Here is a 19875-nt window from a genome sequence, read left to right as displayed (position 1 = left end):
ACCGTGAACTCCGGATACCGGAGACACGCGATGACTCTTAGTACCGAACCGGTACTGCTTTTACAGGTAAATTCTATGACGTATGACGTATTTGTTTTAGGTGCAGGGATGGTGGGTACCGGCTGCGCGCACTATTTACAGGAAAGCGGAAAAACCGTCGCCCTGGTCGATAAAGGTGCACCCGGCATGCAGACCTCTCATGGTAATGCAGGCATCATTCAGCGGGAGGCTATTCAGCCGTATGCGTTTCCCCGCCAGTTATCGGTGATCCTTACTGCGGCGGCTAACCGGCGAACGGATATACGTTACCAGCTGCCCGCGGTACTTTCGTTTATCAGGCCGCTCCGCCAGTATTACCACTATTCGGCTCCTGCCAGGTATGCCGGCATCGCACGCGAGTATGCCTCACTGATCTCCCTCTCACTCGAAACGCATAATGAGTTAATTCATAAAGCGGGTGCAGAGGCACTGACGGGAACTCACCAGTGGCTTGCACTGTCACGTACCGACCGGCACCTGGAAGAAAGTTACCTGTCTGCAGATTTGCTGGCAGAGCAGGGGGTCAGCCACACAAAATTATCGGCAGAGGATTTGAAACTCAGAGAACCGGATATCAGTCCTCTGTTTCCCGGGGCTGTTATGTGGACGTCTCCCAGGACGATTCGTGATCCGTCAGCATTAGTGCAGTCGTATGTGGATCTTTTTCTGAGTGGCGGCGGAACCTTTATTTCCGCAGATGCGCAAACCCTGAGCCGGACCCGTGACGGTTTGTGGGAGATCAGAAATGACCAGGGGGATGTCAGCCAGGCACGCCAGGTGGTGGTGGCTCTGGGGCCATGGAGTACATTACTGACCGCTAAGTTCGGATATCAGCCCCCGCTATTTTCTAAGCGCGGTTATCACCGGCATTATAAAACACAATCCGGTAAGCAACTGAATAACTGGGTACTGGATGCGGAAAAAGGATTTCTGCTGGCGCCGATGAACCGCGGTATCCGGCTGACGACCGGTGCTGAGCTTGCAAGGCTTGATGATCCGCAAACGCCCCGTCAGCTGGAACAACTGGAGCCGGTTGCCCGGCAGGACTTTCCGCTGGGAGAACGGGCGGATGATGAGACATGGTCAGGCAGCCGGCCATGTTTCCCGGATATGAAGCCGGTTATCGGTGAAGTGCCTGGTGTCAGTCATATGTGGTGTGCTTTCGGTCACGGGCATCAGGGGTTCACCCTGGGACCTGCCACCGGCATGCTGCTGGCGCAGATGATGACCGGTCAGAAAACCGCTATCGAAATGCAGCCTTTCCGTCCGGGAAGGTGGACGTAGCAGCTTTCTGCGGTATGCAGATGGCCGGCCTTCGGAAATTGCACGGAGAAGGACCCATAAAAAGAACGGCGGGGAGTGGCCCGCCGTCAGTCAGTCAGACACCTTTGTTGTGCACTTCACTGTCCATTCTTGCCAGGTCTTTATCCAGCAGGAAGGCACCATTTGAGCTGTTTTCCAGCATGCCCAGTTTATCCAGTACGGTTTTGAAGATTTTTTCTTCTTCATGCTGCTCAGCGACATACCACTGCAGGAAGTTGAACGTAGAGTAGTCGTGAGTCGTCATCGCCGCATGAGCCAGCTCATTAATTTTGCCGGTAATCAGTTGCTCATGTTCGTAAGTCTGTGCAAAAACGTCAGAGAGTGATTCAAAAGTGACCGGTGGTGCTTCGATGCTGCCAAGTACCGGCAGAGCACCGGTATCGCTCAGGTAATCGAACAGACGCTGCATATGTTCCATTTCTTCACGGGAATGCTTTTTCAGGAACGATGCTGCACCTTCAAAGCCTTTATCCGCACACCAGGCGCTCATCTGGAGGTACAGGTTGGCTGAATAAAACTCAAGGTTCAGCTGGTCGTTCAGGCGGGAGATCATATCGGCACTTAACATAGGGATAACCTTTTAAACAGAGGTAATTAGTTGTGTATTTGTGGTGTGCAATTATGCATCAATACGGGCTGCTTGTGAAGTGAGCTTTTGTGTTTTTATCTTTATTTATCATGGCCTTAGTAATGTGAATTATTCAGTTAATGTAATGCAAGTCTTTCTCATTTTCATCTTTGTCCGGCAGGCATTTTGTTAAGAAAAAAGTGTTTTTTGCTATCAGGCAGCGCTGAGTATGAAATATCGCGGGGCACGCATTTAAGAAAGCTGTCGGCTGAATACCGAAATGTCCTGAAATAAGGTAGAATATGCATCCGGAGAATGCCGTCATGTGCACTCCGCAGATAATTACGTGATGTTGACTGATGCAGGTGGGGTTCAGGCCAGGCAGTAACATCCGTTGGAGCCGCCGGAGAAACATTTTCCCGGTACGATGATTTTTACGGAAATACACCCCTGTATTGTTTTTCCGCCAACAATGAAGAACCTGTTGATGTCTACAGCACTTTTTTTAGACGAAGTGGCTCGTCGCCGTACCTTTGCGATTATTTCGCATCCGGATGCCGGTAAAACCACCATCACCGAAAAAGTCCTATTATTCGGACAGGCTATCCAGACTGCGGGTTCAGTTAAAGGCCGTGGGTCCAGCCAGCACGCAAAATCTGACTGGATGGATATGGAAAAGCAACGCGGGATCTCCATTACCACCTCGGTAATGCAGTTTCCGTACCGCGATAAGCTGGTGAACCTGCTGGATACGCCGGGGCACGAAGACTTCTCGGAAGATACTTATCGTACTCTGACCGCGGTGGACTGTTGTCTGATGGTGATCGACGCGGCGAAAGGTGTCGAAGACCGTACCCGTAAACTGATGGAAGTAACACGCTTGCGTGATACTCCTATCCTGACGTTTATGAATAAACTCGACCGTGATATCCGTGATCCGATGGAAGTCATGGACGAAGTCGAAAGTGAACTGAAAATTGCCTGTGCGCCGATCACCTGGCCAATTGGCTGCGGTAAGTTATTCAAAGGGGTGTACCACCTGTATAAAGATGAAACTTATCTTTATCAGACCGGACAAGGCCATACGATCCAGGAAGTCCGTACGATTAAAGGGCTGGATAACCCGCAACTCGATGTGGAAATCGGGGAAGAACTGGCCTCTCAGCTGCGTGATGAGCTGGAGTTGGTACAGGGGGCCTCTCATGAATTTGATCAGGAAGCTTTCCTGCAGGGACAACTGACGCCGGTCTTTTTCGGTACCGCACTGGGTAACTTCGGTGTGGATCATATGCTGGATGGTCTGGTCAGTTGGGCGCCAGCTCCTATGCCACGTCAGACAGACAGTCGTGAGGTGGTTTCCGGAGAAGAGAAATTCAGCGGGTTTGTTTTTAAAATTCAGGCCAATATGGACCCGAAACACCGCGACCGTGTGGCCTTTATGCGCGTTGTGTCCGGTAAATATGAAAAAGGCATGAAGATGTATCAGGTGCGTACCGGCAAAGATGTCGTTATCTCTGATGCGCTGACCTTTATGGCCGGTGACCGTGCACACGTCGAAGAGGCTTATCCGGGCGATATTATCGGCCTGCATAACCATGGCACCATTCAGATCGGTGATTCGTTCACCCAGGGCGAAAAAATGAAGTTTACCGGTATTCCGAACTTCGCCCCGGAACTGTTCCGTCGTATCCGGCTGCGTGACCCTCTGAAACAGAAACAGTTGCTGAAAGGGCTGGTACAGCTTTCAGAAGAAGGTGCCGTCCAGGTGTTCCGCCCGGTCTCAAACAATGATCTGATCGTGGGTGCCGTCGGTGTGCTGCAGTTTGATGTGGTGGTTGCCCGACTAAAAAGCGAATATAACGTTGAAGCTATCTACGAATCGGTAAACGTTTCAACGGCGCGCTGGGTTGAATGCAGCGATGTGAAGAAGTTTGATGAATTCCAGCGTAAGAACGAAGTTAACTTGGCGCTGGATGGCGGGGATAATCTGACCTATATCGCACCGACGATGGTTAACCTGAACATTACTCAGGAACGTTATCCGGATGTTGTCTTCCGGAAGACACGCGAACACTAACCGGTTGTTGTTTCCATGAAACCGGCCTCTGGCCGGTTTTTTTAAGATATTCCCGCGTTCTGATTCAGGATTTTCCTGCTTCTGCCAGCCTGTATATATTGCTTATTATCACTTTCTTTTGGCAGTGAGGGCTTCCCGTCTTTGCTTTGCAGCAGTCTGTTTCCGGACTCAGCAGATTCCTAAAAATCTGCACAACAATAAAACTCAACTATTATTAAAGAGATGTGACCGATGCCCGTACCGGGAATGACCGGATACGACATTCAGCGACAGGCAGACGTCACTATCATGCAGGATATTATTAATGAAAAAAATCAACCAGCTGAAAAAGCTGTTACTTATTTCCGCACTTTGCAGTCTGCATGTCTACGCCGGCGGGCCGTCGACAGAGAACTCCCCGACACAGGGGAAATCGGTGATGCGAAGTGTAGACAACTTTATGGATGACAGTGCCATCACCGCGAAAGTAAAAACTGCGCTGGTCGATGATAAAGAGATTAATAGTACCGATCTTTCACTGTCGACAACCCGGGGTGTGGTCACCGTGGATGGCTTTGTGACATCGCACCAGCAGATTGAACGGGTGGATCACCTGGTCAGAAGCATCAGCGGGGTGAAGCAGGTGATTAACCATCTGCATTTAAAATCAGCAGAACAGACAAACCTGAAGAGTTATGCCAGTGATACCGCGACAACCAGTGAGATTGTGGCCCGCCTGATGGCGGATAAGCAAGTCTCATCGAGGCATATCTCTGTGACGACCACCCGCGGTATGGTCCTGCTGACCGGTAATGTCAGTAGTCGTGAGCAAAAAAACAGGGCCGCTGAGGTCGTACGGAAGGTTTCCGGGGTCAAAGCGGTCAGAAACGAATTATCTGTCAGCAAATGACCTGAGCTATCGACGCAGGCTGCAGGGAAATTGAAGATAAATACGCGTTCTGAGTGGTTGTCAGAACAAATTATAAGATGAGTCTGTTAATGAAGGTAAGGAGATTACTATGTTTCGTTGGGGAATTATCTTTCTGGTGATTGCATTAATTGCAGCGGCGCTGGGCTTTGGCGGACTGGCAGGCACTGCTGCCTGGGCTGCTAAAATTGTATTTATTGTCGGTATCATCCTGTTCCTTATCAGCCTGTTTACCGGCCGGAGAAAGTTATAACGTTGTCCTGAAGTCTCTCACTCTACTGCCGGAAGGGATGCCGGCAGCGTCCCCGCCTGATACACTTCTCCGTACAGTCTGACGGCTACCCTGTTTGTTACAGCGTTTTCTGCCGCCGGCACTTTATTATGCTGCCCGGGAGAATGTTGTGCGTTTTATTGATACCCACTGTCACTTTGATTTTCCGCCATTTGCTGAGCATGAGGCTGAGGAGCTGACCCGTGCCCGTCACGCCGGGGTACAGGGGATAGTCATTCCTGCGGTGACGGCTTCCCGGTTTAGCCAGATTATCTCTCTCTGTGAACGTTTTCCTTCCCTCTGGTATGCCCCCGGGCTGCATCCGTTATGGATTGCAGAACATACTGCGGAAGATGTCGATTGCCTGCAGCAGTGTCTGCAGCAGGGGGGGGATAAGCTGGTGGCGTTGGGGGAGGCCGGGCTGGATTTTTATACGGAGGAGCTGGCCGCACAGGCAGATAAACAGCGCTCTCTGTTACAGAGCCAGCTGACATTGGCACGGCGCTATGACCTTCCGGTGATCCTCCATTCCAGACGTTCTCATGACCCGCTGACCGCTTTACTGCGGAAGGCTGACCTGCCTGCCGGCGGGGTGATCCACGGTTTTTCGGGGAGCCTGCAACAGGCCAGCGCATTCGTTCGTCTGGGGTTTGCTATCGGCGTCGGCGGCACGATCACCTATCCCCGGGCCCGTAAGACCCGTGAAACTATAGCTTCTCTGCCCCTCAGTGCACTGGTGCTGGAAACCGATGCTCCGGATATGCCGGTCCACGGATCCCAGGGGCAGCCAAACCGGCCTGAACATGTGGTCACTATTCTGCAGGCTCTTGCGGAACTCCGTCCGGAACCCCCGGAACAGTTGGCTGAAACCCTATGGCAGAACTCTTTGCGGCTATTCCCTCGGTTACACGTACACGCCTCCGATGCGGATTAAAGTTATTTTGTTATTTTTATAACATTTACCCTTCCGGCCCCTGACGGCTTTTCCCGAATTTTACGGCCTTATTTGCGATTTTTTCCTCTTTTAGTTCGGGGGAATGGATTATTTGATCCGTCACGCAGTCCTTACGGCGATTAATTGTTAGAATTATGACAAATAGTGGTGCGTCTTTTCCTGCACCGGATACCGGCTCTTTGCAGAGGAATAAAGAATGACTGATATGACAACGATCGCCCGCCGGGCCCTCGGATTGATGGATCTCACCACGCTGAATGATGATGATACTGATGAAAAAATTATCGCTCTGTGTCGGCAGGCAAATTCAGCCGCCGGACAGACGGCCGCCATTTGTATCTATCCGCGGTTTGTTCCGCTGGCCCGGAAAGTCCTGCGTGAGCAGGGGACTCCCGGCATCCGCATCGCCACCGTGACCAACTTTCCGCACGGTAATGATGACATCGATATCGCGGTGGCAGAAACCCGGGCAGCCATTGCCTATGGTGCGGATGAAGTCGATGTGGTTTTCCCCTGGAAAGCATTGAAGCGCGGAGACACACAGCGGGGAGCCGAACTGGTCAGCGCCTGTAAAAAGCACTGCGGAGAAGCCAATGTGCTGCTGAAGGTGATTATTGAATCCGGGGAATTACAGGATCCTGCGCTGATCCGTCAGGCCTCGGAAATTGCCATCGATGCGGGGGCTGATTTTATTAAAACTTCCACCGGAAAAGTGGCCGTCAATGCCACCCCTGAAGCCGCCAGAATTATGCTGGAAGTGATCCGTGATAAAGGTGTATCAGCGAGCGTCGGTTTTAAACCTGCCGGCGGCGTGCGTACCACCCGGGATGCCGCCGATTATCTGGCGATGGCTGCCGGGATCCTCGGAGACGACTGGGCCGATGCCCGCCACTTCCGCTTCGGAGCCTCCGGGTTACTGAACAGCTTACTGAAAAGCTGTGGTGTGGACACCGAAGCACCGGCCGCCGGTTACTGACACGGCATACCTCATACCTCAGAAAAGTGATATTACTGCCGCGGCACGTCATTCGTAAAGCCCGACGATGCCGGTATCAGGGAGTCAGGACTCTTCAGCACAGCGGGGAAGCACCATGTTTTTGCCACAGGAAATTATCCGTAAAAAACGTAACGGTCACAGTCTGACAGACCAGGAAATCAGGGCTTTTATTCAGGGGATCACGGACGGTAGCGTCGCCGGGGAACAGATTGCTGCGCTGGCGATGGCTATCTGGTTTCGGGATATGACGCTGCCGGAGCGCGTAGCCCTGACCCTGGCAATGCGGGATTCCGGTACCGTACTGAACTGGCAGGATCTGCATCTTAACGGACCTGTACTGGATAAACATTCCACCGGCGGTGTCGGGGACGTCACTTCTCTGATGCTCGGCCCGATGGTCGCAGCCTGTGGTGGGTATGTTCCGATGATTTCCGGGCGTGGCCTGGGACACACCGGAGGGACTCTGGATAAACTGGAAGCCATCCCCGGGTTGAATATTTTTCCCGACAACGATCGCTTTCGTCAAATCATTCGCGAAAATGGTGTGGCAATCATCGGTCAGACCCGCACCCTGGCACCGGCAGATCAGCGTTTTTATGCTACCCGGGACGTGACCGCAACCGTGGATTCTGTTCCGCTGATCACGGCATCCATTCTGGCGAAAAAACTGGCTGAAGGGCTGGATGCGCTGGTGATGGATGTCAAAGCCGGCAGCGGGGCATTTATGCCGGATTTTGACAGCTCGGAGCAACTGGCCCGATCCATTGTCGATGTGGCAAACGGTGCCGGCTGCCGGACGACGGCGTTACTGACCGATATGAGTCAGGTACTGGCCTCTTCGGCCGGTAATGCGCTTGAAGTCCGTGAGGCGGTACGCTTTCTGACCGGCGAGTACCGCCATCCCCGGTTACTGGAAGTGACCATGGCCCTGAGCAGTGAAATGCTGATCAGTGGCGGATTGGCCGGCAACGATCAGCAGGCGCGGGCCCGGTTGCAGCAGGTACTGGATAATGGCCGGGCCGCTGAGGTGTTCGCTCAGATGGTCGCGGCTCAGGGCGGCCCGGCCGACTTTGTCGAACAGTATGCGCGTTATTTAACGGCTGCGCCGGTGATTAAACCGGTATTTGCCAGGGAGCCAGGGGTTATCAGTGCAATGGATACCCGGGAGATCGGGATGACTATTGTCCGGATGGGCGGCGGCCGTCAGCGGGCCGGTGAAAGTATCGATTACCGGGTCGGTATCAGTGATATTGTCGCCGCGGGCCAGCCGGTGGATACGCACCGCCCTCTGGCAATGGTGCATGCGGCCGATGAGCAGAGCTGGCAACAGGCGGCAGAGAGCCTGCAAGCCGCCATTTCGGTTACGCACCAACCGCCAAAAGAAATCCCTTTAATTTATCGCAGAATTTGCTGAATGGTTGCATACTGTTCTGATCAGTTTTTTTCTCATGACATGAACGCACAGGAGGCGAGCATGAAACGTGCATTTATTATGGTGCTGGATTCCTTCGGGATCGGAGCCAGCAAAGATGCAGAGAAATTCGGTGATGTCGGCTCAGACACGCTGGGCCATATTGCTCAGGCTTGCTACGACGGTAAGGCTAATCAGGGCAGACAAGGTCCGCTGCATTTACCGAATCTGACGGCGCTGGGTCTGGCAAAAGCCGCAGAGATATCGACAGGTAAAATCCCTGCGGGGATGGATGCCGATGCCACTATTCTCGGGGCTTATGCTAGTGCGGCTGAACTTTCCTCCGGGAAAGATACGCCGTCCGGGCACTGGGAGATCGCAGGAGTACCGGTGCTGTTTGACTGGGGATATTTCAGTGACACAGAAAACAGTTTCCCGCAGGCGCTACTGGACACGCTGGTCGAACAGGCCGGGCTGCCGGGTTACCTGGGGAACTGCCATTCTTCAGGTACGGTGATCCTCGATAAGCTGGGCGAGGAGCATATGCGTACCGGTAAGCCTATCTTTTATACCTCCGCGGACTCGGTCTTCCAGATAGCCTGCCATGAAGAGACGTTCGGTGTAGAGCGGTTGTATGAACTCTGCGAAATCGCCCGTAAGATCCTGACCGAGGGTGGCTATAACATCGGCCGTGTTATTGCCCGTCCGTTTATCGGAGCCAAAGCCGGTGAATTTGTCCGTACCGGTAACCGCCATGACCTCGCGGTCGAACCGCCTTCTGCCACCATGTTACAAAAACTGGTGGAAGAGAAAGGAGGAAAGGTGATTTCGGTCGGTAAGATTGCCGATATTTATGCCCAGCAAGGGATCACCCGTAAGGTTAAAGCGACCGGACTGGATGCGCTTTTTGATGCCACACTGACAGAGATGAAACAGGCTCCGGATAATTCGATTGTCTTCACTAATTTTGTAGACTTCGATTCCAGCTGGGGACACCGCCGTGATGTCGCCGGATATGCCGGGGGGCTGGAATTATTTGACCGCCGTCTGCCGGAATTAATGGCGTTGGTGGGGGAAGGGGATATTTTGATCCTGACCGCAGACCATGGCTGTGACCCGACCTGGTCTGGCACGGATCATACCCGTGAGCATATCCCTGTATTGATCTACGGACCCGGGGTTAAACCCGGCCCGCTGGGACAGCGTGAGACCTTTGCCGATATCGGGCAGACAATCGCGACCTATTTTGGTCTTTCAGCTATGGATTACGGGCGTAACATGCTGTAAAAAAGTCTCCTGTTTCTCATTTGCTGGCAGTCATGCCGGTAAATGACACGATTAAAAGGAAAAATAACATGGCAACACCTCATATTAATGCTGAAGCTGGTGATTTTGCAGACGTTGTTCTGATGCCGGGCGACCCTCTGCGTGCGAAATATATTGCTGAAACTTTCCTGCAGGATGCCCGTGAAGTGAATAACGTTCGCGGCATGCTGGGTTATACCGGGACCTATAAAGGCCGCCGTATTTCAGTCATGGGACACGGTATGGGGATCCCTTCCTGCTCTATCTACGCGAAAGAGCTGATCACCGAGTTTGGCGTCAAAACCATTATTCGTGTGGGTTCCTGCGGTGCGGTACGTTCTGACGTTAACCTGCGTGATGTGGTTATTGGTATGGGCGCCTGTACGGATTCTAAAGTGAACCGTATGCGCTTCAAGGATCATGACTTTGCCGCGATTGCTGATTTCGATCTGGTTCGTAACGCAGTGGATGCAGCGAAAGCGCTGGGTATTGATGCCCGTGTCGGTAACCTGTTCTCTGCCGATCTGTTCTATACTCCGGACCCGCAAATGTTTGACGTCATGGAAAAATACGGCATTCTGGGTGTGGAAATGGAAGCGGCCGGTATCTACGGTGTGGCCGCTGAGTTCGGTGCTAAGGCTCTGGCTATCTGTACCGTTTCAGATCATATCCGCTCCGGCGAGCAGACGACGGCCGAAGAACGTCAGCTGACTTTCAATGATATGATCAACATCGCGCTGGAGTCTGTTCTGATCGGTGACAAGGCTTAAGATATCTCTTATTTAGCCTCAGCAACGCGAAGAGTGATTGCTTTTCGCGTTGTTCATTTCTTGTTACATTCTTCAACAAATGACACACTTTAATCTTTCCCGGATCAACTTGTCACTGGCACTGGCTGACTATCTCTCTATGATAGGCTGCTGGTGATAGCTCTCCCTGCAAACTATGTTATGTAATGAATCTGCGCAATTTCGAAATTGAAGAAAAACTATTTATTCGTCGTGCCATCACGGCGTTTGTTCTGGTAGCAGTATGCTTTGGCATCCTGGTATATAACCTCTATCGGCTGCAGATTTGTGAGCATAGTTATTACCAGACCCGATCAAACGATAATGATATCAAAATGATCCCGATCGCACCCACGCGGGGGATTATCTACGATCGCAATGGCACGGCGCTGGTACGCAATATCACTCAGTATGATCTGACGGTGATCCCGTACAAAGAAACCAATCTTAAAGCGACTATCCAGGCGCTGACGCCACTCATCGGCCTGACGCCGGAAGATGTGAGCGATTTCTGGCATCGTCTTAAACAGACCAGCCGTTATAAACCTATCATCATTAAAGATGAGCTGAGCGAAGAACAGATAGCGCGCTTTGCAGTGGATGAATATCGCTTCCCCGGGGTCAGCATCGACTCTTATCAGGATCGTCAGTACCCGTATGGCGCGGATTTGGCCCATGTCGTCGGTTATGTTTCTAAGATCAACGACAATGACTTCAAACGCCTGAATGCCGAAGGGATTGCTGAGAACTATGCGGCAGACCACAACATTGGTAAGCAGGGGATTGAAGGTTACTATGAATCCGTCCTTCACGGCCAGACCGGTTATCAGGAAGTAGAAGTCGATAACCATGGGCGCATCGTGCGCGTACTGAGTGAAAAGCCACCTGTTGCCGGAAAAAATGTCTGGCTGACACTCGATTTGCCGCTGCAGCAATATATTGAAAGTTTGCTGACGGGGCAGCGTGCTGCAGTGCTGGTGGAAGATCCCCATGATGGTTCTGTACTGGCGATGGTTTCGGCCCCCAGTTATGATCCTAACCCGTTCGTGAAGGGAATCAGCTATCAGGCCTATAAGAAGCTGCTGGATAATAAAGATCTGCCGCTGATTAACCGCGTGACCCAGGGGTTATACCCGCCGGCATCGACGGTGAAACCTTATATGGCGATGTCTGCGTTGCTGAACGGGGTTATCACTCCGCAAACGACGTTCTTCGGTGCTCCGACCTGGACACTGCCCGGGACTGACAGACGTTATCGTGACTGGAAGAAGACCGGTCACGGCATGCTGAATGTGACCAAAGCCATCGAGGAGTCGGCAGATACCTTCTTCTATCAGGTAGCTTATATGATGGGGATTGATCGTATTCATCATATGCTTAGCCAGTTTGGTTACGGTAAGCTGACCGGTATCGACTTGCATGAAGAGTATAAAGGTCTGCTACCGAGTCGTGAGTGGAAAGAGAAAGTCCATAAGAAAGTCTGGTATCAGGGGGATACTATCTCTGTCGGTATCGGGCAAGGATACTGGATAGCAACGCCTATTCAGATGGTGAAAGCCCTGGTGGCCTTACTGAATAACGGCCGCGTGATCACCCCGCATTTGTTATACAAAGAACAGCAGGGTAACGATGTTCAATTGTATCACCCGACCGAGGCCCAGCCGCAGATAGGTGACCCGAATTCGCCTTACTGGGCACTGGTTCGCCGTGCCATGTTTGGTATGGCGAATGCACCTAACGGGACCGGCTATCGCTATTTCCATACGGCACCTTATGGTATAGCGGCGAAAAGTGGTACATCGCAGGTATTTAGTCTGAAGCAGAACCAGATCTATAACGCGAAGATGATCCCGATACGCTTACGTGACCATATCTTCTATACGGCATTTGCGCCGTTTAAGGATCCGAAAGTTGCCGTCGCATTAATCCTTGAGAACGGTGGCGTCAATGGTGTCACGGCAGCGCCGTTAATGCGTAAGATTCTGGACCATATTATGTTACCGGCAGACCAGGCGAATATGCCGGTCACCGATAAAGATAAGGGCAGCGTTCCTGCGGATATCCCGGGGATGGGAGATGCCGCACCCGGGTCGGTGACAACTGACCAGTAAGAGCCGGACAGACAGAGGCGCAAGGTGTTGCCTTTGTCTGTTGTTTTTACGGGAGTTGGGCTAAATTTCAGCGCATTGCTGTAAAAGTCAGCGGTCAGTTCATCTGAGACGAAAAGTGATTGACGGAAAAGCGCTATTACGGTTTAATGCGCCCCGTTGCCCGAATAGCTCAGTCGGTAGAGCAGGGGATTGAAAATCCCCGTGTCCTTGGTTCGATTCCGAGTTCGGGCACCACTCTTTCTAAGGCCCCGCAGAAATGCGGGGCTTTTTCGTTTCTGCGGTATGGTCCTTCCCCGGGGTGTCCTCTGTTTTATCCTGATGCCTGTCTCCAGATATTGCCTGTAGCCTGCTCACTCACACATTCCTGCTGTTCTGACGGCCTGACATTCTGTCTGTGTGGCCCCGGTCAGCTTCTGCTGTGCCCTATGCATGACTCAGCTCTGTTTCTCTTTTTTTCCGGGAGAATTACCTGAGCAGGCTCAGAGTTTCTGGTTATCCACTCATACCGTACTCTGGCAGCTTGATGAACATCATACTGTGCCTGATCCCCTTTTGTTGCAGATTGCTCCGGGGCATCCGGAGTTTGTGTTGTATCCGGAGGATGGCGGATATTTGGGACCCGGTATTGTCAGTGATGAAGGCCAGGGAATGTTCTTTTTTCCCTGGTAACGACTGAGACGGATAACGGAGGCCATCTATAAAGTTAAAATATTTCTGATAGTTAACTCAGGATTTCGTATTGTGTTTTTATCGTTATTCATGGGAATACTACATTTAATAGCCTGCCGGTTTTAATTTTTCGAAGACCAAAACCACCCAAAACAGAAAATAAAAATGGACTCATCCTGCCCCTGCATTTATCAAAAATGCTGCGTACAATTAATGATAGCTGGGAAACCTATTGCATCAAAAGCGACTAAGTAGCGTTCATATAATAATTTACTGACATCAATAAACAAACTCCGGATTGTCCGACAAAAATGTATCGGGATAACACGATAAGGCAGTGCACTATTATGTGGCAGAAATGCACAAAATCATGTTTTTTTGAACCATTATCGGTAAGTTACGCACCATAAAAGTGATTACCATGCACTTTTCTCTCCCTCTTTAAATTGTCCAACAAAATAAGGTAATGACATCTTGCTTTTTCGCGGTGGCGGGTGTTATGTTTATTTTGACTCTGCAAACTGATGGACAATTTGTGTGGTGTTGTCTCCTGGCGGGGAGCTGATTTTTGATCGCTTAAGTCAGAATTTTGAGTGCTGTCCTCTGTGAGAAAGGGCATATTTTTTATGTTTAAAAAATCAAAAGCAGAGAAACTATGATAACCAATGATGCAATCAAAAAATCCAGGCTCTCAGCTGCACTCAGCCTTCTTGATGAAAGTGGTCTGGTGAATGGAAAGGATGAAATATCTCCGGCTCTGGTAAAAAATATCTTAAATATCAGATACGGACTGGAGGGTGAATTAAGACGGTTACCTACTGAAAAAGATGACAGTTTTATTCTGACTTGCGACGGGGGTCATCGCCTCGTAAAAATATCATCATCCGGCGAATCACGTGGAGTCGTGGAAATGCAGTCGGCCGTAATGGAATGGCTTAATAACCACACTTCGGCCTGGGAAGTGCAGAATGTTATTACCACCCTGGATGGCGAGAGCATTGTTCCAATTCAAACAAAATCTGTTCGTTATTTACGGGTATTGACCTATATCTCCGGTGACATTATGGCAACTGTTCCGGTTGACGAGGAGCAGCTTATCTTAACAGGGCGCGCTGCCGGTGAGATTGATATGGCATTGCGGGGATTTGCTCATCAACATGATTTGCATCCTTTGGTATGGGATCTTGCAAATGTTCCAACGCTGGAAATTCTGCAGGAAGAATTAACAGATGAAAATCTTCGGGCATTAGCCGCTGAAGCTTTTGAGCGGTTTACACGCAATGTGGTCCCTCTGATGGGAGAACTTGAAACCCAGGTAATACATGGGGATTTCAGCCCTTACAACGTCTTAGTCTCTGCAGAGTCGGCGGATTTTGTCAGTGGAATAATTGATTTTGGTGACGCAGTTCGGACGTGTGTGATATTTGAACCCGCCGTAAGCGTATGTAATCTCCTGGGCAAATGGGCTGATGACCCCTGGGGGGCTCCCCTGGCTTATCTGCGGGGATATCTGTCGAGCTATCAAATGTCACCAGCGCATGCGGTACTCATTGCTGATGCGGCTACTGCTCGTCTGGCATTACGTGCGGTGGTTTCTCAATGGAGAGCACAACGTCTCCCTGACCGCCGGGAATATATTGAATCTCATGCAAAACATGACCGGGACAACCTCGCGATGGCGCTGGCGACGCCCGTTTCAGATGTGCAGGCGCGCATCCATCACCTATCTGCAACGTCATCTTTCTGACCGGAGCAATGACCAATGACAACTCCTAAGTACGACACAAAAGTAAGCCGGGCACTTGAAGTTTATCCCAATAAATTTGATCCCTCCCGGATGGATAACCTTGAGCCACGCTTGCGTTCTATCGTGGAACGGCGAATGAGTATTCTGGGGCCGGGATATTCACTCATCTATCGTAACCCGGTTGAATTTGTGGAAGGGCGGGGAGCTCATCTGTTTGATCGCGAAGGAAATGACTTTCTTGATGCGTATAACAATGTGGCATGCGTGGGTCACTCGCATCCGCATGTTGTCGAAGCCATCACTTCACAGATTAAGAAACTCAACACCAATAACCGATATGTACAGGAAAGCCTGGTTGACTATGCAGAACGTCTGGTCGCTACCTTCCCGGAGGAACTCTCCCGTGTAACATTCGGCTGTTCAGGATCGGAAGCTAACGATCTGGCCATTCGCGTCGCGAAATTCTACACCCGTAATCAGGGGATTATAGTTACCCGTAATGCCTATCATGGCATTACCAGTGAAGTCGCTTCCTTTTCTCCTGGTCTGGGGCCGACATCGCCTATCGGACCCAATGTTGTTCTTATTGAAGCCCCTGATCCTCGTGTCGCTGCTGCCGAAGGGCTTTCCATTGATGAGTATATGAGGAAGGAGATTAAGCGAGGGATCTCTGAACTTGCCCGGCATGGCTTTGGGCTGGCAGCATTTGTGGCAGACTCCCTGTTCACCAGTGACGGAATTTTTGCTGACCCGACGAGCTATCTGAAACCCATGATTGAAGAGGTTCATGCTGCCGGGGGGCTTTATATCGCAGATGAAGTACAGTCAGGATTCGGCCGTTGCGGGGATGCCATGTGGGGGTTTCAGCGTCATGGTATTATTCCGGATATCGTCACACTGGGTAAACCGATGGGCAATGGATTACCGCTATCGGGTACTGTTTTCCGCCCCGAGGTTGCGTACGAGTTTGGTCAGAATTGCAGGTATTTCAATACCTTTGCTGCCAGCCAGCTCCCCATCGCGGCGGGTGCGGCTGTTCTCGATGTGATCAGCAGCGAGAATCTGTTGGAAAATGCCATAGTCCAGGGGAATGCGCTGCGTAAGGGGCTGCACGAGATCGTTAAGAATTCTCCTCATGTATCTGATATCAGAGGGGTCGGATTATATACCGGTGTTGAAATCGTTGCTGATCGGGATTCCGGATCACCGGATAAACTACGCACTGAAAAATTCATTGATGAATTACGCGAAAGAAGGATCCTTATTCGCAGCTGTGGGGGGGATGGAAATGTCCTTAAAATTCGTCCTCCGTTAGTCTTCAATTCATCTGACGTAACACGTTTTCTTGAGACCTTCTCTGATATTGCAAAAGAGTTACTCTGAATACGTGAGAGCCTTATCAGGGTACCGGTCATTACCCATGTCCGGCCCCCTGATAATTCTGTAATCAGCGAAATGTATGGTAATGTGCTTCGGGTCTGCTTATATATCGGGGCTGTCTGAAAAGGAATGGTCAGACAGTTATCGGAAAGGAAGTCGTCACCGGGCGGTTAACTTTTGCTGAAATCTTTTGCTATTTTCTTACTACAGAATGCACAGTGTGTTTTCTTTTTAAGCAATCATCAACATTAACATGTAGTTATATCATGGAAAATCATCTGCAATCACCTTTGTCTTCTGAAGAAAGCAAATCCACCACTTTAGAATCACTTGTCTTAACGATACGACAGCGGATCCTGCATGGTGAGTTCGAACCTGGCTCATTTTTGCGTGACATCCGTATGGCAGAAGAGCATGGGGTATCCAGAACGACATTCAGAAGTGCGGCTCAGATTCTAGTCAGCCAGGGACTGCTGGTACAAATTGTGAACAGAGGGTTCTGTGTACCAAAATTCGGCCCTAACGATATTGTTGATGTGACGCGGCTTCGCGGGGTTTTAGAAGGCGAAGCGGTACGCATGATTACCTACAGTGGATTGATCCCTAAAGGTGCTCTTGATGCTATTGAAGTTATGCGTGCGGCTCCTGCGGGTGCATCATCGGCATACCTGAGTGCAGCCGATAGAGCCTTTCATCGTGCGATTATCGATGCCAGTTTGAGTCCCAGGTTACAAAAAAGTTATAGCGTTTTGGAGGGTGAGATTGAGTTACTCATGGTTCAGCGTAATGCCTTCTACGAGAATTCAAAAGAATTAGTGGCTGAACATGAGCATCTTATACGTTGCCTTGAAACGCGTGTGTTCGATATTGCCCGTGATGCATTTGTTGAGCACTGGGAGGATTTGAGTAAAAAGTTATTATTACCGACGTGAACCTTCTTAATTTAACGGGGATTTATTAAATTCCCGCCAAATAGTGGGCCATAATTAGCCCTTACTAAGATCCCCACCGATGATAATTACTGTACCCCCTCTGTTTTAAAACCGGGAGCGGGAAAATACACGATTACAACGGCCCGCTTCATATATCGCAGCAGTATTACTGAATTTTCAGCGGCAGAAGAAGCCTGCGCTATCTGCAAAGTATTTCTTATACCGGTATCGTTCATGAACCGGAACGTATTTCCTGCTCACGGCCTTTAGCAACCGGCGCGTCAAAGTCCGGTTTACGCTTCACATTACACGGTGTCCGGGACAGGAACAGTGGCAGTAAAAATATCATTGTTTATCGTCTTTGCTCAACTGTCTGTTTAGAACATTGTGATCGGCAGGCGTGAAAGTCTGCATGATCGGTAAGATGTTCGCTGCCACTGACCTGCGCAGTCTGCCGAAAATAATAAATTTCCTTCCCGGACAATGAGTTTACAAAAAATAATGACGAGTCATCTTGATCAAAACACTCCGTTAGTATTACTGTATATTTATACAGTAAAAATCTGAGAAACCGATCATGAAGTTCTATCTGCCTGCAGAGATCCATGCCATGCAGGATCTGCCTTTTTTTATCAGTCGTGTCCCTTGCGGTTTCCCGTCACCTGCACAGGATTATGTTGAACAGCGTATCGATCTTAATCAGTTATTGATACGGCATCCCGGTGCTACCTATTTTGTCCGGGTCAGTGGTGACTCCATGATTGAAGGCGGGATCGATGACGGCGATATGCTGATTGTCGACAGCTCACTTAAGGCAGGGCATGGGGATATTGTGGTGGCCGCAGTGACGGGGGAATTTACCGTCAAGCAACTGATGCTGAGACCTTCACTGCATCTGAGGCCGATGAATATCACCCATTCAGTGATAACGATTTCTGATGCTGATCAGTTTGAAATTTTCGGTGTAGTAAAACACGTAGTCAAAACGCTGGGGCAGTAATGTTTGCGCTGGTAGATGTGAACTCATTTTATGCATCGTGCGAAACCGTATTCCGCCCGGATTTAAAAGGGACGCCGGTGGTTGTGCTGAGCAATAACGATGGTTGTGTTATCGCGCGTTCAGCGGAAGCTAAAAAACTGAATATCAGTATGGGGGAACCCTATTTCCGGCTGAAAAAACTTTTTCGCGAGCATCGGGTCAGTGTGTTCAGCTCAAACTATGCCTTATACGCAGATATGAGTCACCGCGTGATGAGTACGCTGGAAGCACTGGCACCGGCAGTAGAAATTTATTCCATTGATGAAGCATTTATGGATCTCACCGGCATTCGTCATTGCCGGAATCCGGAAGCCTTTGGCCGGGAAGTCCGGGAGCGGGTGCTACGTGATACCCATCTTACCGTAGGGGTCGGGATAGCCCCGACGAAGACATTAGCCAAGCTCGCCAATCATGCGGCTAAAACCTGGCGAAAAACCGACGGAGTCGTTGATCTGTCAAATGTCGAGCGTCAGCGTAAATTGATGGCCCTGACTCCGGTGGCGGAAGTCTGGGGAGTGGGGCGGCGCATCAGCCAGAAACTGAACAGGATGGGTATCCTCACGGCAAAAGATTTATCGGAACAGAGCACATGGGTCATTCGCAAACATTTTAATGTGGTACTGGAACGGACGGTGAGGGAACTGCGGGGCGAACCTTGTCTTGAACTGGAAGAATTTGCTCCGGTGAAACAACAAATTGTCTGTTCCCGTTCGTTTTCTACACGGATCTCTGAATATACGGCGATGCGTGAGGCCATATGTAATTATGCTGTACGGGCTGCGGAAAGATTACGTGGAGAAAGACAATATTGTCGTCAGGTGACGGTATTTCTGCGTACCAGCCCGCATGCACAGGGAGAGATATTTTACGCGAACCAGGCCACGGGCAATCTGCAAACCCCCACCAACGATAGCAGAGATATTATCCGCATTGCGATGAAAGTACTGGACCGTATCTGGCAGGACGGGCCACGGTATATGAAGGCGGGTGTCATGCTGGGGGATTTTTTCAGCCAGGGAGTCTCGCAGCTCAATTTGTTTGATGACTATAAGCCTCAGGCTAACAGTGAATCACTGATGAGGGTCATTGATGGCGTTAATCAGAGTGGAAAAGGGCAATTGTGGTTTGCCGGCCAGGGCGTCGAACAACTCTGGGTAATGAAACGCGATATGCTTTCTCCCTGTTATACCACCCGCTACACCGATCTTCCCGTGGCCCGCTAAGGCGGGGCATATCCGGTCACCCGGTGCCCACGGGTTTGTTCCGGACATTTGCTCTCTGTGGCAGAACCCCGTCTGAAATTAGCGATATTAAATAATTTATTTAAGTTAACCCGCTATCAGTATATCGCTGGCG

17 protein-coding genes and 1 tRNA gene are annotated in these 19875 nt (G+C 50.5%); 17 read left to right on the top strand and 1 reads right to left on the bottom strand.

Going from position 1 to position 19875, the window contains the following annotated elements; genetic code table 11:
• The first annotated feature begins 75 nt into the window (after positions 1-75).
• A complete protein-coding gene (locus GTPT_RS16260) occupies positions 76-1323 on the top strand; it encodes an NAD(P)/FAD-dependent oxidoreductase (RefSeq protein ID WP_029990016.1) in 1248 nt (415 codons plus the stop codon).
• A gap of 94 nt (positions 1324-1417) precedes the next feature.
• On the opposite strand, the gene ftnA is transcribed toward GTPT_RS16260, so the two are convergent.
• Positions 1418-1930 carry a non-heme ferritin gene (gene ftnA / locus GTPT_RS16255; RefSeq protein ID WP_025903222.1) on the bottom strand — a complete coding sequence of 171 codons (513 nt, stop codon included), beginning with the start codon at positions 1928-1930 and terminating at the stop codon, positions 1418-1420.
• 487 nt (positions 1931-2417) lie between these two features.
• Here ftnA and prfC point away from each other — a divergent pair, with 487 nt between their 5' ends.
• From prfC to umuC, 16 genes are all read left to right on the top strand, one after another.
• Positions 2418-4007: a peptide chain release factor 3 gene (gene prfC, locus GTPT_RS16245; RefSeq protein ID WP_025903224.1), complete on the top strand. Its 1590-nt coding sequence runs from the start codon at positions 2418-2420 to the stop codon at positions 4005-4007.
• A 304-nt stretch (positions 4008-4311) separates the two neighbouring features.
• Positions 4312-4896 carry a molecular chaperone OsmY gene (gene osmY, locus GTPT_RS16240; RefSeq protein WP_025903225.1) on the top strand — a complete coding sequence of 195 codons (585 nt, stop codon included), beginning with the start codon at positions 4312-4314 and terminating at the stop codon, positions 4894-4896.
• Positions 4897-5005: 109 nt separating this feature from the next.
• On the top strand, positions 5006-5167 hold the full coding sequence (locus tag GTPT_RS17195) for a DUF1328 domain-containing protein (protein ID WP_071780103.1): 162 nt from the start codon (positions 5006-5008) through the stop codon (positions 5165-5167).
• 148 nt (positions 5168-5315) lie between these two features.
• Positions 5316-6119, top strand: a complete 804-nt coding sequence (locus tag GTPT_RS16235) for a TatD family hydrolase (protein WP_029990012.1) — start codon at positions 5316-5318, stop codon at positions 6117-6119.
• Between the two features lie 217 nt (positions 6120-6336).
• On the top strand, positions 6337-7116 hold the full coding sequence (gene deoC, locus GTPT_RS16230; RefSeq protein ID WP_029990010.1) for a deoxyribose-phosphate aldolase: 780 nt from the start codon (positions 6337-6339) through the stop codon (positions 7114-7116).
• A 115-nt stretch (positions 7117-7231) separates the two neighbouring features.
• The gene (gene deoA / locus GTPT_RS16225; RefSeq protein ID WP_025903228.1) at positions 7232-8551 is read left to right on the top strand and encodes a thymidine phosphorylase; all 1320 of its coding nucleotides are present in this window, start codon (positions 7232-7234) and stop codon (positions 8549-8551) included.
• A gap of 60 nt (positions 8552-8611) precedes the next feature.
• On the top strand, positions 8612-9835 hold the full coding sequence (gene deoB, locus GTPT_RS16220; RefSeq protein WP_029990008.1) for a phosphopentomutase: 1224 nt from the start codon (positions 8612-8614) through the stop codon (positions 9833-9835).
• A 68-nt stretch (positions 9836-9903) separates the two neighbouring features.
• The gene (gene deoD, locus GTPT_RS16215; protein WP_029990007.1) at positions 9904-10623 is read left to right on the top strand and encodes a purine-nucleoside phosphorylase; all 720 of its coding nucleotides are present in this window, start codon (positions 9904-9906) and stop codon (positions 10621-10623) included.
• A gap of 185 nt (positions 10624-10808) precedes the next feature.
• On the top strand, positions 10809-12752 hold the full coding sequence (gene mrdA, locus GTPT_RS16210) for a penicillin-binding protein 2 (protein WP_025903231.1): 1944 nt from the start codon (positions 10809-10811) through the stop codon (positions 12750-12752).
• A 158-nt stretch (positions 12753-12910) separates the two neighbouring features.
• Positions 12911-12986 (top strand) — tRNA-Phe (locus tag GTPT_RS16205).
• 195 nt (positions 12987-13181) lie between these two features.
• Entirely contained in the window at positions 13182-13421 is a 240-nt protein-coding gene (locus tag GTPT_RS16200) for a hypothetical protein (RefSeq protein WP_029990004.1), read from the top strand.
• Positions 13422-14076: 655 nt separating this feature from the next.
• A complete protein-coding gene (locus tag GTPT_RS16195) occupies positions 14077-15168 on the top strand; it encodes a phosphotransferase (protein ID WP_025902797.1) in 1092 nt (363 codons plus the stop codon).
• Positions 15169-15183: 15 nt separating this feature from the next.
• A complete protein-coding gene (locus GTPT_RS16190; protein ID WP_025902796.1) occupies positions 15184-16551 on the top strand; it encodes an aspartate aminotransferase family protein in 1368 nt (455 codons plus the stop codon).
• 263 nt (positions 16552-16814) lie between these two features.
• On the top strand, positions 16815-17480 hold the full coding sequence (locus GTPT_RS16185) for a GntR family transcriptional regulator (protein WP_029990000.1): 666 nt from the start codon (positions 16815-16817) through the stop codon (positions 17478-17480).
• 577 nt (positions 17481-18057) lie between these two features.
• Positions 18058-18480, top strand: a complete 423-nt coding sequence (gene umuD, locus GTPT_RS16180; protein WP_025902794.1) for a translesion error-prone DNA polymerase V autoproteolytic subunit — start codon at positions 18058-18060, stop codon at positions 18478-18480.
• Positions 18480-19742, top strand: coding sequence for a translesion error-prone DNA polymerase V subunit UmuC (umuC, locus tag GTPT_RS16175; protein ID WP_029989999.1), 1263 nt, complete (start codon positions 18480-18482; stop codon positions 19740-19742). The genes umuD and umuC overlap by 1 nt, the downstream gene beginning before the upstream one ends.
• Positions 19743-19875: the final 133 nt, after the last annotated feature.

The sequence above is a fragment of the Tatumella ptyseos ATCC 33301 genome (genome assembly GCF_000735525.1).
GTDB classification, from domain to species: Bacteria; Pseudomonadota; Gammaproteobacteria; order Enterobacterales; family Enterobacteriaceae; genus Tatumella; species Tatumella ptyseos.
This window is presented reverse-complemented; position numbering and strand designations above follow the sequence as displayed.

Excerpts from the sequence above, each read along its gene's own strand:
- osmY (WP_025903225.1), top strand. The coding sequence starts at position 4,312 with ATGAAAAAAATCAACCAGCTGAAAAAGCTGTTACTTATTTCCGCACTT.
- GTPT_RS17195 (WP_071780103.1), top strand. The coding sequence starts at position 5,006 with ATGTTTCGTTGGGGAATTATCTTTCTGGTGATTGCATTAATTGCAGCG.
- deoC (WP_029990010.1), top strand. The coding sequence starts at position 6,337 with ATGACTGATATGACAACGATCGCCCGCCGGGCCCTCGGATTGATGGAT.
- GTPT_RS16260 (WP_029990016.1), top strand. The coding sequence starts at position 76 with ATGACGTATGACGTATTTGTTTTAGGTGCAGGGATGGTGGGTACCGGC.
- GTPT_RS16195 (WP_025902797.1), top strand. The coding sequence starts at position 14,077 with ATGATAACCAATGATGCAATCAAAAAATCCAGGCTCTCAGCTGCACTC.
- umuD (WP_025902794.1), top strand. The coding sequence starts at position 18,058 with ATGAAGTTCTATCTGCCTGCAGAGATCCATGCCATGCAGGATCTGCCT.
- GTPT_RS16185 (WP_029990000.1), top strand. The coding sequence starts at position 16,815 with ATGGAAAATCATCTGCAATCACCTTTGTCTTCTGAAGAAAGCAAATCC.
- mrdA (WP_025903231.1), top strand. The coding sequence starts at position 10,809 with ATGAATCTGCGCAATTTCGAAATTGAAGAAAAACTATTTATTCGTCGT.
- deoA (WP_025903228.1), top strand. The coding sequence starts at position 7,232 with ATGTTTTTGCCACAGGAAATTATCCGTAAAAAACGTAACGGTCACAGT.
- umuC (WP_029989999.1), top strand. The coding sequence starts at position 18,480 with ATGTTTGCGCTGGTAGATGTGAACTCATTTTATGCATCGTGCGAAACC.
- deoB (WP_029990008.1), top strand. The coding sequence starts at position 8,612 with ATGAAACGTGCATTTATTATGGTGCTGGATTCCTTCGGGATCGGAGCC.
- deoD (WP_029990007.1), top strand. The coding sequence starts at position 9,904 with ATGGCAACACCTCATATTAATGCTGAAGCTGGTGATTTTGCAGACGTT.
- GTPT_RS16190 (WP_025902796.1), top strand. The coding sequence starts at position 15,184 with ATGACAACTCCTAAGTACGACACAAAAGTAAGCCGGGCACTTGAAGTT.
- GTPT_RS16200 (WP_029990004.1), top strand. The coding sequence starts at position 13,182 with ATGACTCAGCTCTGTTTCTCTTTTTTTCCGGGAGAATTACCTGAGCAG.
- ftnA (WP_025903222.1), bottom strand. The coding sequence starts at position 1,930 with ATGTTAAGTGCCGATATGATCTCCCGCCTGAACGACCAGCTGAACCTT.
- prfC (WP_025903224.1), top strand. The coding sequence starts at position 2,418 with ATGTCTACAGCACTTTTTTTAGACGAAGTGGCTCGTCGCCGTACCTTT.